General features: G+C 56.9%; 15 protein-coding genes, 1 rRNA gene and 1 pseudogene. 11 read left to right on the forward strand and 6 right to left on the reverse strand.

Going from position 1 to position 13,274, the window contains the following annotated elements; all coding sequences use genetic code 11:
- Window positions 1-11: 11 nt before the first annotated feature.
- The gene (locus A4E19_00210) at window positions 12-1,130 is read left to right on the forward strand and encodes a chorismate synthase (protein ID OQW31782.1); all 1,119 of its coding nucleotides are present in this window, start codon (window positions 12-14) and stop codon (window positions 1,128-1,130) included.
- Window positions 1,131-1,186: 56 nt separating this feature from the next.
- A complete protein-coding gene (locus A4E19_00215) occupies window positions 1,187-2,656 on the forward strand; it encodes a hypothetical protein (GenBank protein OQW31783.1) in 1,470 nt (489 codons plus the stop codon).
- A gap of 186 nt (window positions 2,657-2,842) precedes the next feature.
- Here A4E19_00215 and A4E19_00220 read toward each other — a convergent pair whose 3' ends face one another.
- Window positions 2,843-3,166 (reverse strand): hypothetical protein, encoded by a 324-nt coding sequence (locus A4E19_00220; GenBank protein OQW31784.1) that lies wholly within the window; start codon window positions 3,164-3,166, stop codon window positions 2,843-2,845.
- Window positions 3,167-3,383: 217 nt separating this feature from the next.
- Between A4E19_00220 and rnhA the strand changes: the two are divergent.
- The 4 genes and pseudogenes from rnhA (at window position 3,384) to A4E19_00240 (ending at window position 6,086) form a co-directional block, all read left to right on the forward strand.
- A pseudogene (rnhA, locus tag A4E19_00225) lies at window positions 3,384-3,809 on the forward strand (ribonuclease HI).
- An 84-nt stretch (window positions 3,810-3,893) separates the two neighbouring features.
- Window positions 3,894-4,667 carry a molybdenum ABC transporter ATP-binding protein gene (locus A4E19_00230; protein ID OQW31798.1) on the forward strand — a complete coding sequence of 258 codons (774 nt, stop codon included), beginning with the start codon at window positions 3,894-3,896 and terminating at the stop codon, window positions 4,665-4,667.
- Window positions 4,668-4,764: 97 nt separating this feature from the next.
- Entirely contained in the window at window positions 4,765-5,664 is a 900-nt protein-coding gene (locus A4E19_00235; GenBank protein ID OQW31785.1) for a hypothetical protein, read from the forward strand.
- A 47-nt stretch (window positions 5,665-5,711) separates the two neighbouring features.
- On the forward strand, window positions 5,712-6,086 hold the full coding sequence (locus A4E19_00240; GenBank protein OQW31786.1) for a hypothetical protein: 375 nt from the start codon (window positions 5,712-5,714) through the stop codon (window positions 6,084-6,086).
- A 45-nt stretch (window positions 6,087-6,131) separates the two neighbouring features.
- On the opposite strand, the gene A4E19_00245 is transcribed toward A4E19_00240, so the two are convergent.
- Genes A4E19_00245 through A4E19_00255 form a run of 3 tightly spaced genes read right to left on the reverse strand, consistent with a single transcriptional unit; the run spans window position 6,132 to window position 8,131 of the window.
- Window positions 6,132-6,578, reverse strand: coding sequence for a hypothetical protein (locus A4E19_00245; protein OQW31787.1), 447 nt, complete (start codon window positions 6,576-6,578; stop codon window positions 6,132-6,134).
- Window positions 6,575-7,447, reverse strand: coding sequence for a flagellar biosynthesis protein FlgM (locus A4E19_00250; GenBank protein OQW31788.1), 873 nt, complete (start codon window positions 7,445-7,447; stop codon window positions 6,575-6,577). Before A4E19_00250 ends, A4E19_00245 begins: the two co-directional genes overlap by 4 nt.
- Window positions 7,448-7,474: 27 nt before the next feature.
- Window positions 7,475-8,131 carry a DNA repair protein gene (locus A4E19_00255; protein ID OQW31799.1) on the reverse strand — a complete coding sequence of 219 codons (657 nt, stop codon included), beginning with the start codon at window positions 8,129-8,131 and terminating at the stop codon, window positions 7,475-7,477.
- 165 nt (window positions 8,132-8,296) lie between these two features.
- Here A4E19_00255 and A4E19_00260 point away from each other — a divergent pair, with 165 nt between their 5' ends.
- The 4 genes from A4E19_00260 (at window position 8,297) to A4E19_00275 (ending at window position 10,260) form a co-directional block, all read left to right on the forward strand.
- Window positions 8,297-8,860, forward strand: coding sequence for a hypothetical protein (locus A4E19_00260; protein OQW31789.1), 564 nt, complete (start codon window positions 8,297-8,299; stop codon window positions 8,858-8,860).
- A 175-nt stretch (window positions 8,861-9,035) separates the two neighbouring features.
- Window positions 9,036-9,269: a hypothetical protein gene (locus A4E19_00265; GenBank protein OQW31790.1), complete on the forward strand. Its 234-nt coding sequence runs from the start codon at window positions 9,036-9,038 to the stop codon at window positions 9,267-9,269.
- A gap of 92 nt (window positions 9,270-9,361) precedes the next feature.
- Window positions 9,362-9,859: a hypothetical protein gene (locus A4E19_00270; GenBank protein OQW31791.1), complete on the forward strand. Its 498-nt coding sequence runs from the start codon at window positions 9,362-9,364 to the stop codon at window positions 9,857-9,859.
- Window positions 9,860-10,014: 155 nt separating this feature from the next.
- Window positions 10,015-10,260 (forward strand): hypothetical protein, encoded by a 246-nt coding sequence (locus A4E19_00275; GenBank protein ID OQW31792.1) that lies wholly within the window; start codon window positions 10,015-10,017, stop codon window positions 10,258-10,260.
- Between the two features lie 35 nt (window positions 10,261-10,295).
- On the opposite strand, the gene A4E19_00280 is transcribed toward A4E19_00275, so the two are convergent.
- Entirely contained in the window at window positions 10,296-11,120 is an 825-nt protein-coding gene (locus tag A4E19_00280) for a hypothetical protein (GenBank protein OQW31793.1), read from the reverse strand.
- A gap of 550 nt (window positions 11,121-11,670) precedes the next feature.
- The gene (locus tag A4E19_00285; protein OQW31794.1) at window positions 11,671-12,708 is read right to left on the reverse strand and encodes an oxidoreductase; all 1,038 of its coding nucleotides are present in this window, start codon (window positions 12,706-12,708) and stop codon (window positions 11,671-11,673) included.
- A gap of 301 nt (window positions 12,709-13,009) precedes the next feature.
- Between A4E19_00285 and A4E19_00290 the strand changes: the two genes are divergently transcribed.
- A 16S ribosomal RNA gene (locus tag A4E19_00290) occupies window positions 13,010-13,274 on the forward strand; the annotation flags it as partial.

The following is a 13,274-nucleotide window of genomic DNA, read 5'->3' on the forward strand; positions in this document are numbered from 1 at the left end:
TTCCTGTTCTTATGGCAGGCAACACCGTTGGCCGCATCTTCACCGTCACCTCGTTCGGCGAGAGCCATGGGCCGGCGATCGGTTGCGTGGTCGATGGATGTCCGCCTGGGCTCACGCTCTCCACGGAAGATATCCAGCACGATCTCGACCGGCGGAAGCCGGGCACGTCCCGCCATGTGACGCAGCGGCAGGAGTCGGATACCGTTGAAATCCTTTCCGGGGTCTTCGAGGGACAGACGACCGGTACTCCCATCGCGCTGTTGATTCGCAATGAAGATGCGCGAAGCCGTGACTATGGCAATCTACTTGACACCTTCCGTCCCGGGCATGCGGACTATACCTACTGGCAGAAATATGGGATTCGTGATCATCGAGGAGGCGGTCGGGCATCGGCACGGGAAACGGCGGTTCGTGTCGCCGCCGCGGCCATTGCCAGGAAGTGGCTCCGGGAGAAATATGGCATCGTGATTCGTGGCTATGTGAGCCAACTAGGCCCCCATGAGTTGCCGTTCAAGACATGGGAGGCGGTAGGGCAGAATCCATTTTTCTCCGCCGATCCGGATATCGTTCCCAAGCTGGAATCGTTCATGGATGAGCTGCGGAAGGCCGGCGATTCGGTCGGCGCCAAAATCACGGCGGTTGCCGAACACGTGCCGGTGGGATGGGGTGCGCCGGTCTATGCGAAGTTAGATTCGGACCTGGCTGCGGCCATGATGAGCATCAATGCGGTGAAGGCGGTCGAAATCGGATCGGGGTTTGCCTCAGTCACTCAGCGTGGCTCCGAACATGGCGACGAACTGACACCAGAGGGATTTCTCTCCAATAACGCCGGCGGCATTCTCGGCGGTATTTCCACCGGACAGGATATCATCGTCACCATCGGCATCAAGCCCACGTCGAGCATCCGTATCCCGCGCAAGTCGATCGATAAGCAAGGCGAGCCGGTCATGGTTGAAACCAACGGCCGTCACGATCCTTGCGTCGGCATCCGCGCCACGCCGATCGCCGAAGCCATGTTGGCGCTCGTCCTCATGGACCATGCGCTCTTGCATCGGGCGCAAAACGCCGACGTAAAAACCGTGACACCCAAGATCGCCGGTTCCATCAAGCGGTCAGCAACGTCGGAATAGGTTGAGCGACCACTCTTTCAGCTGCGCCCGCTCCTCATCGTAGGAGGCCGCATACCATGCCCACTCCCCAGTTCATGTTTGCCGGTTATCCTACGGCGCCGGTGTTCAAGACCAAAGGCGGCAAGTCCAACATTCGTGAACTCCTCTGGGGCGATTGGGTGCAGTTGACCGGCGATCGGGACGGCGAATGGGTGCCCGTTTCCGTCCGTGGCACCAAAGGCTGGATGAAGCAGGCCGACCTCCAAACCGCCCGCTGTCTGGAGATCATCTTTCTCGATGTCGGACAGGGTGACGGTTGTCTGATGATTACGCCCGATGACAAGCATGTCCTTATCGACGCGGGCATCTCCGACAATATGCTGCGGTTCCTCCGTTGGCGCTATGCCGGGTTCAAAAACAAATGGACCTTCGACGCCGCCATCATCACGCACCCGGACCAGGACCACTATGGCGGCTTTCAGGACATCTTCGAGGAGCCGAACGTCTTTTTCCGATCTCTCTATCACAATGGAATTGTGGAGCGGAATGCCGACGACACCCTTGGCCCGTCCGAAACCGACGGTGGAGTGAAATATCTCACCGAGATCATTCGCACCGAGGAAGAACTCGATCGACTCTTGAGCCATGCCGCGAATCGCGGTAAGAAACTCTATCCGAAACTGCTCCACACCGCGTTCACGAGCGGACGGGTGGACGACATTCGTGCTCTTGCCACGGCTGATGATTATGTGCCCGGCTACGGCGCCGACAAGCACGTCAGGCTCAAAATCCTCGGTCCGGTGCTCGAACCAAAATCCGGCAGGGCCAGGCTGCGCTGGTTCCCGAAGACACTTGGCTCAACATCGTGGGATGTCGGGAAGACCAAGAACGGACACTCGGTTGTGCTTCGGCTCGAATACGGCCACCTGCGGCTGCTTTTTGGAGGCGACCTCAACAGCCCGGCGGAGATGTTCTTGCTCAACCAGTACGCCGGCGGTGCGAGAGAGGAAGCCGCCCTTGTGGCAGCGGGGCGAACAGTCTTCGGGTGCGACGTCGCCAAGTGTTGCCACCACGGCAGTGCCGATTTCACGGAGACGTTTCTCAAGACCGTTCTGCCCGCGGCAGTCGTCATCTCCAGTGGCGATGAGGAATCCCATGCTCACCCGCGCAGCGACACGCTCGGCACCATCGGCCTGTATGGAAGGCCGCCGCGTCCGCTCATTTTTAGTACGGAACTCTCCCGTAGCGGCCGCGAACGGGAAAGCACCGCCGTCCTTAAGAAAATCGCCGTTCTGCGCCAGCAGCTTGCGAAGGCGCCGAGCATCGAGAAAGTTCGTGAACTGTTGCCGCTCTACGACGCCCAGGTAGACGAGCTGAAGAAGCGCAACATCACGGTGTATGGGGCTATCAATCTACGCAGTGACGGCAAGCGAGTCGTGATGGCCTATCGTCTTGAAGAAGACCGGGTGAATGGCAGCAGGTTGGCCGAATGGGATATCTATCGGCTTGAATCCAACGCGAGCGGCCGACTCGAATATGTAACATAAACAAACCACTGTGTGGATCACACGGGTGTGAGGTCCGAATCCCATGAGTCCGCGGGAAACGGTTGCTCCGGCCAGTTGCCGCTCGTGAGCCTGCGCGACAATCCATTCATAGAGCGGCCGCCTGTCGTGTTTATCTGCTTCCCCGACATAGATCGTCAGCCGGCAACCCTGTTCAACGCGCATCGATCATTTCCAGAGCAGATAGGCGGTGAAGTATCCGAGCCACACGGCCGCGAGGCTCAGCAGGATATGGCCGACAACATTCCCGAAGGCCAATCCTAGTTCCCCATCCCGCAGCAGGTTCATCGTGTCGTTGCCGAATGCCGAGAACGTGGTGAATCCACCGAGTATTCCCACCATGAGAAAGGCTCGGGTTTCTGCTGAAACCACGCCTCGATGATCGGCGAGCTCGGCAAGAAAGCCGATCAGCGCGCAACCGACAATATTGACCGCCAAGGTGCCGAAGGGAAATTGGATGTTCTTGCTGAGTTGTTGAACATAGCCGCTCATGAGGTAACGAAGGATCGAGCCGATGAAACCGCCTGTGCCGATAAGGAAGATGGTACGCAGATGCGGCCTGCTCCAGAAAGATCGGTTCGCTTGCCGGCCTATTGTACTGAAGTTGTCTCACCGAGTCACGCGGCGAAGGGGCTTGCCACGGCAGAGATGGTCGAAATGGAACGTGTCGTAGTACAATCCTGACGCCGGTTACTGGACGAATGGTCGAATGATCGATATCTACACCGATGGCGCTTGCAGCGGGAACCCCGGACCCGGCGGGTGGGGAGTCTTGGTGCGAGAGGGAAACACTGAAACGGAGCTTTGTGGCGGCGAGCCCTCGACGACGAACAACCGGATGGAACTGCTCGCCGTCATCGAAGCGTTGCAGTCATTTACGCAGCCGATGCAGGCACGGGTCCATACCGATTCGCAATATGTCCAGAAAGGCATCAGTGAGTGGATCCACAGTTGGAAACAGCGTGGGTGGAAGACGGCTGGGAAAGACGCGGTGAAGAATGAAGACTTGTGGCGGCGACTCGATGCGTTGGCGGCCAAGCATACACTGGAGTGGTACTGGGTCAGAGGGCACAACGGGCATCCGGAGAATGAACGAGCGGATGCGCTTGCTCGAGCCGGTCTTGAGCAATCTCGCACTGTCACGAAGAAAGTCAGTGCGCCGGTTTCCGCACCGGTTGCCCGACCCACGGAGACGCAGCGATCAGTCAGCGCTCCTGCGATCCTCGACATTCAGCATGCCACCGTTTATCGAGGCGATACCTGCCTCTTCTCGGATTTCTCCTTCGCGTTGCATGCTGGGGAACATGCGGTGATTCTCGGCCCCAATGGAGCGGGGAAATCGACGCTCCTTCAGTTGTTATCGGGTGAAGTCCATGCGATGCCGAAAGATGAAACACGATTGGCTCTTTTCGGTGAAGACCAATGGAACGTCTGGGAGGTGCGGAAGCGGATCGGCATCGTGTCGCATGATCTTCAACGGGACTATTTGATCTGTGCCGAGGGGCTGAACGTAATTCTTTCCGGCTTCTATGCGAGCAACGACACCTATGCGTATCAAGAGTTCAGTAAGACCCAGATTGTTCGCGCACATGAGGTGATGCAGGAACTCGGCATTGCCTCGTTGGCTCGTCGCCGGTTCGGCCATCTGTCGACCGGTGAGCAGCGGCGATTTCTCCTTGGGCGAGCGCTCGTGCATGATCCGCCGGTACTGGTGCTGGACGAACCCACAAGCGGTCTCGACCTCAAAGCCTGCTTTCAATACCTCGATCTCGTGCGTACGCAGATCAGCAAAGGCAAGACCGTGCTGCTGGTGACGCACCACCTGCATGAAATCCCACCGGAGATCGATCGAGTGATCTTCCTTAAAGAAGGGAAGATGGTTGAGGATGGCCCCAAGTCAACCGTGCTGACCAGCGAGCAGGTCAGCAGCCTTTTTGGTAGTAAGATTTCCCTCGTGCAGGCCAACGGGTGGTATCAGGCCCTGCCAGGATAGGCTTCGTTTTCTTTCATCTGGCCAAAACCTCCGCTTTTTTGACGAACCTCGTTTCGAGCGATAGGCTTCAGCTGCTGCTATTTCTTCCGAGCCTAACATGGATCAGGATCTCTCGACATCCAAGAGGCGGCGGACCCTCACCTCGCTCCGTTTCGGACTAGCCTCGTGCTTGATAGCGCAGGTCTTTGTCAACTCGGCGTGGGCTGAAACGTGGGTTTGTACTCGACCAGGGCAATCGGACCTGTACACGGATCGGAGCGGCCCAGGCTGCAGACCGCTGGGCGAAGCCAGAACGTATTCGCCGTTGGAAGTTCTCCCGGTGCCGCATGCTCCACAAGCGGCGATTCTTGCGCCACCGGTCCCTGGCATTGCGCCTGCTGACCGTCCGCTGGAGCTCCAAAGGAGGAAACCACCGCCCTTTTCCGAGGTTTCTCAGCCGATCCCTCTCTTGAGCGTTGGCCAAGACAAGGTCGGCTCTATTACCGGTTCCTGGACCGGATTTGTGGCGCACCTCATAGTCGGGTACAAAGCCGACGGAAAGGGACCTGAAATCCTTGGCGATTCGAACCTGTTGCCCACGGCCCTGCACTCATTTCATACCGCAGTCGCAGTGGCTACGGGGGCGGTAGGATACGATCCTGGATATCTGACGGTGCGCATCCTGGTTCCGTCTCGACTGAATGGGCCCAGCGCGGGAGGGATGTTTGCGGTGGGCATCGCCGCAGCCTTGCTCGGCGATCCGATCCGCCGGGATGTCTGCATGTCCGGGACGATCGAGCCGGACGCGGAGATTCAAGCCGTGGGGAGGCTCGTGGACAAGATGAATGCCTGTCGGGACCTTCGAAAAACCACCATGATCGTGCCGGATGGATCGGACAACAGCCACCTCAATTTCACCGGAGCCGAGCGAGCCATTCAGGTGATTCAAGTGCATACACTCGCGGAGGCGTACAGCGCCGCGACTGGTCAAGTCTTGCGTCAAGTTCCTCACAATTAGCCAGGAGGTTCCTGGTGCAGAATCACGATTCAAGGAAAGAGCCCACCATGACGGAAATGATGATGAAGTTGGCAGGGGTGCTGATGTTGACTTTCGTCTTGTTTGTGTCCACCGCTTGGCCGGCCGAGCCTGTCACAATCAATTCGTTGTTCACTTATCCGGAAGTGTACAGGATGAAAGTCGTGCAGGTGGAAGGCACGGTGCGGAACTACCACATGAATCACTTTATCGGTCACAATACGAAGCTCGAGAAGTGCATCCAGCATTTCATGGTTGATGACGGCACCGGAACGATTCAGGCCAGTTATGCAACACTCTGTGGAAGTGGAGTGAATCCCGTCATGCTTCAAGACGGGGATCGCATCACAATCGAGGGGCACTATTTGGGAACATTGGATGTGAGATCGGTGAGGAAACACTGAGTGCGGGGTCTTCTGACGATTCGGGATTGAGTATCAGGAATTCACTTACTTCTTCCGAAATCCAAAAAATGCTCCGGCGCCGGCGGCGCCGGCCGCCGGCAGGTATCCCGTCAGCACATCTTTGAAGCCCTGTGCTTTGCCTCGCGCCCAATCGAGCGTGCGAGTGACATCCGCCTGAATCAAGGTCATATCTAGATGGATCCAACCGGTGGTCTTGAGGACGGCGATAATCACCAGCAATGAGGCGGCGACCAACACGGCGAGCTTCACGGTTTTCCGGACCGCCCATCCGAGCAAGAACCCCCCGAGGAAGCTGGCTCCCCCGCGGGCCAGCGCCGGCGACATCATATCGGTGAGCCAGGCGCCGATTCCGGCGACGGTGGTCGCGCTGGCGGCGAGAAACGATTTGGCGGCCCAAGGCGGATCGGACGCGAGCGTGCCCAGCGTCTTTGCCAAAAATCCGGTCTGAGGTCGAGGGGGTACGTTGGTCATAGTCGATTGGTGTCGAACGTGTTGCAGGCAGACGGATCACCGGACTCGAAGCCACGTTTGAGCCACGTCATCCGCTGTTCGGAAGATCCGTGGGTCCAGCTTTCCGGTTGAACTTGACCACGCGACATCTTCTGCAAGCGATCATCTCCGATGGCGGCCGCCGCGCGCAAGCCTTCCTCGAAATCGCCGGGCTCGATCAAGTTTCGCTCATGCTTGGCATGGTGACCCCAGACGCCGGCGTAGCAATCGGCTTGGAGTTCCATCCGGACTGAGAGCGCGTTTCCTTCCGCCTCGGACACTTGTCGTTGGAGGCGGTGCACCTTTTCCGCGACGCCGAGGAGATTTTGCACGTGATGGCCGACTTCGTGAGCGATGACGTAGGCCTGTGCGAAGTCTCCCGCCGCACCAAGACGATGCGCCATTTCATCGAAGAAGGCAAGATCCAAATAGACCCGATGGTCGCCGGGACAATAGAATGGACCCACGGCCGACGATGTGGTGCCGCATGCCGACTGCACGGCCCCGGAAAAGAGAACCATCCGTGGATCCTGGTACCGCGGACCGAGGAGATTGCGCCAGGTGGTTTCAGTGTCCGCCAAGACGATGGAGGCGAACCTGCCGAGTTGGTCTTTCGGGGCGCCGACCGAACCTGGCTCCGATGGGGCCGACGGAGCCATTGTATCGGTCATGCTTTGGACACCGGTGAGGAGATTCAGGACGGTTACGGGATTGACGCCCGTGAAGTAACTGACGGCGAGTGCCAGCACGATGGTACCGATACCGAGGCCGCCTCTCCTTCCGATGCGGGCCGGACCCATGCCGCGACGATCTTCAACGTTGTCGCTTTCGCGTTGGTCTTCGATACGCATAGCCGCGCTCCCTTATGCTCTTCACGATCAGTCCGATTCCTTTTCCATCGACTGAATGAATTTGTCGGCCTCGGCGATGGATCGGTTCATGTCCTTCACCAACTGATCGACCTGTGCGTCGACTTTCAAGAGTTCACCTTTGATGGCGGCGAGCGCCCGCGCGTTCAAGTTGTGTTTCAGGTACAGCACCTGATCGCGTAACGGTTTGAGAACCGGTTCAATCCGCTGTTCGGCCCGTTTCATGGCCGCGAGCATATCGCGGTAGCGGCTTTTGGTCTGAGTGAGTTTGGCTTGGCTCTTCCGGCGCAGGTCGGCGCTCGAATATTGACCGAGTTCTTCTTCCCACTCCGAAAAGAGCGCGTCGGCCACGCTTTCGACGTCGGCAATTTTCTTTCGAACCGCTGCGGCACTGTCCTCGCTGGTTTCCAGCTCACCGTTCAACTTCTTATAGGTGGCCTCGAGGTCTCCGCCTTCATAGGAGACGACCTTGCCGAATTGTTCCAGCGTGCTCTGAATGTCTTTCTTCGCGTCTTCCTGTGCGTCCCGCGCCGATTTGACGCGGGTGCTCAAGATGTCGCGTTTGGCATAGCCCATTTTCTCCATGGTGGCCAAGTAGGCTTTATCACAGGAGACAAGACCGAATGGCATGACCAGCAGCATGACTGTCAGCAGGACTCTCAACATGATCACCTCTTGGACCGGATGTATGGTGGAGAGACGGTACCTCTGAAACACCACCCTGAGATGTCGCATCATAACCGATGCCTGGAGAGGGTGAAAGCCCCTCAGTTCGTCACGCGTACGAACGACGGTATAGAAACAACGTCGCCATCGCGCTATAGTGTAAAGATGCGATTCACGTCTTTCCATGCGCGGTGCCTTGCGTCCCTCGTCATGATCACGGCGGCGTGTGCGTCACCGCGGGTGATTCCGGAATCACTCGAACCGCTTGTCGATCGAACGGTCACGTTTCGTGAAGTCGTCACCGCCCCCGATTCATACCAAGGCAAGATCGTGGTATTCGGCGGCGAGGTGTTGAAGGCGAAGCGACTGAAGGACGGCACCCAGATCGAGCTGTTGCAGTTGCCGCTTGACAAGGGTGAAAGACCGGTATTCGATCGTCAACAATCCCAGGGGCGGTTCCTCGCGATCCAACAAGAGTTTCTCGATCCTGCGACCATTGCCGCCGGGACCAGCATGACGATCGTGGGTGAATTGTCGAAAGCGAAGGTCGAACATCTCGACGATGTCGAATATCGATACCCTGTCGTAATCGTGAAATATCTCCATGCCTGGCCTGCTCGATCCGAGGGAGCGGCCCATCCCTATCCCTCCCCCCGGTTTTCGATCGGGATTGGAGGAGGAACGGGCGGAAGAATCGGCGGAGGCGGTGGATTCGGGATCGGGTTTTGATTTAAGACGATCGTATTAGCCCTTCTTTCCTGCCTGTATTTCGATGACATGTGTCGCCGTGCACGCGCCGTGCAGGCCAACGGCCGCACAGTCCACTTGCGTGGGACGAATGGGCATGATATCCAAGTATATGTAGGAATGCTGAACACAGTCCCTTTGTGAAGGAGATCGTCACATGAAGCAGAAACGGCACATCTCAAAACGGAAGGAGAGGGTCACACTGTCCCTTTCCGCCGATATGGTCGAACGATTGCGAACCGTCGTCTACTGGAGCCCCAAGTTGACGCTCACTGGTGTGGTCGAGACCGCGATACAGTCGGCGCTCAAGAAGTTGGAGAAGGGAAAGCGGTTTAAGAAGAGAAAGGGAAAACTTCCGGTCGGCCGTCCGCGCAAGAACCAGTCCTCATAACACGCAATTGAGTGGGGACGGGACGAGGGATAGAGCGCTGACCAGAATGTCATGATATCTCGAAACCTCGAATGAGCGCAAGGTTCGCATCGGTGCCGTTCAAACGGGATCTGCTGGTAATTCTGCTGCTCATGGGCTGTGTCGGCTGCGATCAATTCACCAAAGACGTTGCCCAACGGTACTTGGCCTTTGAATCTCCTCGGTCGTGGTTCCACGATACGATCCGTCTGGAATATGCTGAGAACACAGGGGCTTTCTTGAGCCTCGGAGGAGGACTTTCGGACGAGTGGCGCATCATTCTCTTCCAAGTATTCCCCGCACTCTGGCTTGTCGGATTGGCGGTGTTTCTCTTCATGACCAAGCAGATGCCGATGGGGGTGGCCATTGCCTGGAGTCTCGTCCTTGCAGGAGGTCTCGGCAATCTGGTTGATCGCATCGTGCATGACGGCCGCGTGATTGATTTTCTGAATCTCGGCATCGGTTCCCTGCGTACCGGCATCTTCAATGTGGCCGATCTCTGCATCACCATCGGTGTTGCGTTGCTGGTCTTTCATGCATTCCAGCCATTGCGAACATCAGCGCGGGAATAGTCGGGACTCCGGTTCTATACCCCACTCGCTTCTAGTCACTCAATCCCTCCGAATATAGGCTTGACCTCGGTGGAACTGGTACGTAGAAAAGAAATGGAAAGTCTCCTGGCAGATTTGAACCAGTTCCGGTTCTCTATGTGAGAAAGGGGTGTGTGATGAGAAATCTCGCTTTGGCTACAGCCTGTCTGGTCCTGTTGACGGGTGTGACAAGTTGCTCGCCAGTAGGGAGCGGCCTGCTCGGCGGAGTCCTGGGCGCCGGAGCGGCCGGCGGCGGCTACGAATACCACCTGAAGCGCCAGAAAGATCGAGTGGAGGAGGACTTTAAAGCCGGGAAGATCGATCAAAAGGAATACGAGATCCGCAAAGACCAGATCGCGCGTGATTCGTTTTTCCAAAAGTAGGACCTGGCGGCTGATTTAGCGAGGGGAATAGAAGACTAGCGCGTCTGCATCATGCGTCCCACCATACCAATGCCGATACCGAGAAAGAGGTAACCGACGATCACATTGAGCATGACTACGGCTTGGCAGATGGGATGGACCGGTTGGTATTCCACGAGCGCCAGCGAAGAGGTCACGTTGATGGCGTAATAAAATCCTGACCACAAGGGAATCCAGGCCGAGGGCGTGATATTGCCCATCGGTTCCAGCCAATTCAGACGGAAGAACAGTTCGTACAGCAAGCTGAAGACCGCGAGTGCTCCACCGATCCATGCGATCCAGCGCGGGATGCTTGTGCCGAAATTGCTCGTTACCTTCCATGTCGAAAGAGCCAACGGATGCTTGCCTTGCATCTTAGACCAGACCAGTCGCGCGTTTCGCTCGTTGACGTATTGCGTTTCCGAAGCGTCTAACTCTCCGGCCTCGGCGAATGAATTGTTGGCCCGTGAGTAGGCCCGCACGGCAAGATGTTGCATCCGATGTTGGTCCGGTCCCGAGGCCATTCCAGCGGCTGCTTGTTCCGCGACCCGGCCGGCACTGGAAAAGGCTCGTCCGGCTTGCGTGAATTGTTGCAGCCAATGGAGGTGCTGACCGGCAGTGTGGTAGGCCTGTACTGACTTGGCAGGATCCTGGTTTTCCAGAAAATGGGCTGCGGCGAGATAGTACTGGGCCGCCCGGAGTACATCTGCATGCGAGTCGTGCCGAGTAAGAGCGTCGGCTTGTTTGAGTACGTCGTCAGCCGATTGAATCGTTGAAATCTCAAGCGAGCGCTGCTGAGAATCGAGTCGCGCAACGGAATCTGAGTACGACGGATCGCTCATCAGTATTTTCCAAGGGCGCCATGGTACTCCAAGCTGGGGCTGACGCGAAAGGGGGAATTGCCTTCGTCGAATGGGAAGCGAAGATGGAATCCGTCAGAGCTGAAGCGTCAGAAAGATAAAGATAGGGTAGAAGAGTAAAGCCGGAAAGATTGATCAAAAGGGAGATACGCAAAGACTAGATCACCCCATTCGTCCAAGTTTTTGGAATGTCTGTAATCGATCGATGGCGAGGAGGATGCGGTGGGCAAAGGTGACAGCCAAACTCGAGAATCTTGAGCAATGAAGTTGATGATCTCGTGGAGGTCCCGGCGTGCTACTGCTGTCCAGACGATTGTTGCCACTTCGCGATGTTCCGCTTGACCTACTCGTGAGAAATTATTTTCCAGGCGGTGAGTTCTTTGAGCCCACGATCTACGGGTTGACGGAAGTAAAGCTCGCACATAATGTCTTCCACCGAAGACTTGTCCGGCATTTGCTTAATCATCTTGAGCACTGCTTGCTTAGTCCCGTTGGGCATAAGTTCCCTCGCTAAGATGTGTGCCACATTGTCCTATATCTGCTCCACTTCGGCAATGATCGTGTGATACCCGCTCGCGCCGGCTGGTTGGGGGCGCACGATTTCTGCGATCTGAAGCTGGCCCTTGGTATCCGTTGCGCGCACGACGGTTTGAAATTTCCCCGGCTTTGGCGGTCGCCACGTGTAGGTCCAAATCACCCAGGAATAGGGCGACATGGGCGGTTCGATTTTACACTCATTCCAGGTTCGGCCGGCATCGAAGCTCAACTCTACTTTGCTGATGCTGTTCGGTCCGCCGAACGCGATGCCTCGGAAGGTATGCTCCGGTCCGCGCAAGGTTTGGTAATGTCCTGGCGAGTCGATACGCGAAAAAATCTTGATGGTCCCATCATCGGTCCAGCCTTTGCGCTGCCAATAGCCCTTATAGTCGCCGGGATACACTTCGATCTCGACGATCCATTTCACGTTTTTGATGCCGTAGAGACCCGGCACCAGGAGGCGGAGCGGAAAGCCATGCTCTTTGGGCAGTTTCTCGCCGTTCATAAGAAACGCCAACATCACATCATCCTGCATCGCGCGGGTGAACGGGATGCTGTCGTCGTAGCCGTCGATCCCACGGAAGACGACATCGCGCGCCATCTCCGTGTCAACGCCGCAGTCGAGGAGCAGCTTCTTGAGCGAGATGCCGCGCCACGTCGCTGTTCCGAGACTATCGCCGCCGGGCAAGGTGTCGATGCACATGAGCGTGGAGATCTGATCATAGGAATCGCGGTTCAAAATGTCGCGCCAGCCAAGTGACATCGGGGTTTGCACCGAGCCTTTGATGTGAAGTTTCCACTGCTCGATATTCAACTCGCGCGATGCCGAGACGGCTCCGTCGGCATAGTTGACGACGTAGAATTTGGAGTTGGGCGTGAAGTAGGTTGTCTCGCGCGGCGGGACGGCGAACATGCGGCCGAACACGCCGCCGACGGCATCGCAGCCGCCGACCGTCCCGGCCAACGTCCCCAATCCTAACGCTTTCAGGAACGCACGACGGCGGATGAAAAATCTATTGTGTGCGTCGATCATTTTTTTGATTATACACCGGGCGGGCTCTTGACTCTTGTGAAATACCTTGTTATCTTCCCGCTTGTTAGTTGGTACTGTGTTCCTGCCTGATGACCGCGCCTGACGGCGAGTCACGGTGCGGTGCCAAAGGGAAACTACCCGAATTTATTTCGAGCGGGTCCCTTGACACGGGGCGATGCACGTTGTATAGTGCGCGGCTCGCGTGAGGAACGCGGTTGTTCTTTGAAAACTGAATAGAGGACGTTGAGCAAGGTGTAAGGTGTATTGAAGTGGTGGCCCTTGGTCCAATTCTAAAGAACACCTATTTTTGAGAGTTTGATCCTGGCTCAGAACGAACGCTGGCGGCGCGCCTAATACATGCAAGTCGAGCGAGAAGACGTAGCAATACGTTTGTAAAGCGGCGAACGGGTGAGGAATACATGGGTAACCTACCCTCGAGTGGGGAATAACTAGCCGAAAGGTTAGCTAATACCGCATACGACTCTTGGTCTGCGGATCGGGAGGGAAAGCGATACCGTGGGTATCGCGCTCCTGGATGGGCTCATGTCCTATCAGCTTGTTGGTGA

It is taken from the genome of Nitrospira sp. SG-bin1 (assembly GCA_002083365.1).
Taxonomy (GTDB): domain Bacteria; phylum Nitrospirota; class Nitrospiria; order Nitrospirales; family Nitrospiraceae; genus Nitrospira_D.

What these genes read in the sequence shown, in the direction of transcription:
- A4E19_00210 (OQW31782.1), top strand. Translation starts at nt 12, where the DNA reads ATGGCAGGCAACACCGTTGGCCGCATCTTCACCGTCACCTCGTTCGGC.
- A4E19_00215 (OQW31783.1), top strand. Translation starts at nt 1,187, where the DNA reads ATGCCCACTCCCCAGTTCATGTTTGCCGGTTATCCTACGGCGCCGGTG.
- A4E19_00220 (OQW31784.1), bottom strand. Translation starts at nt 3,166, where the DNA reads ATGAGCGGCTATGTTCAACAACTCAGCAAGAACATCCAATTTCCCTTC.
- A4E19_00235 (OQW31785.1), top strand. Translation starts at nt 4,765, where the DNA reads ATGGATCAGGATCTCTCGACATCCAAGAGGCGGCGGACCCTCACCTCG.
- A4E19_00240 (OQW31786.1), top strand. Translation starts at nt 5,712, where the DNA reads ATGACGGAAATGATGATGAAGTTGGCAGGGGTGCTGATGTTGACTTTC.
- A4E19_00245 (OQW31787.1), bottom strand. Translation starts at nt 6,578, where the DNA reads ATGACCAACGTACCCCCTCGACCTCAGACCGGATTTTTGGCAAAGACG.
- A4E19_00250 (OQW31788.1), bottom strand. Translation starts at nt 7,447, where the DNA reads ATGCGTATCGAAGACCAACGCGAAAGCGACAACGTTGAAGATCGTCGC.
- A4E19_00255 (OQW31799.1), bottom strand. Translation starts at nt 8,131, where the DNA reads ATGTTGAGAGTCCTGCTGACAGTCATGCTGCTGGTCATGCCATTCGGT.
- A4E19_00260 (OQW31789.1), top strand. Translation starts at nt 8,297, where the DNA reads ATGCGATTCACGTCTTTCCATGCGCGGTGCCTTGCGTCCCTCGTCATG.
- A4E19_00265 (OQW31790.1), top strand. Translation starts at nt 9,036, where the DNA reads ATGAAGCAGAAACGGCACATCTCAAAACGGAAGGAGAGGGTCACACTG.
- A4E19_00275 (OQW31792.1), top strand. Translation starts at nt 10,015, where the DNA reads ATGAGAAATCTCGCTTTGGCTACAGCCTGTCTGGTCCTGTTGACGGGT.
- A4E19_00280 (OQW31793.1), bottom strand. Translation starts at nt 11,120, where the DNA reads ATGAGCGATCCGTCGTACTCAGATTCCGTTGCGCGACTCGATTCTCAG.
- A4E19_00285 (OQW31794.1), bottom strand. Translation starts at nt 12,708, where the DNA reads ATGATCGACGCACACAATAGATTTTTCATCCGCCGTCGTGCGTTCCTG.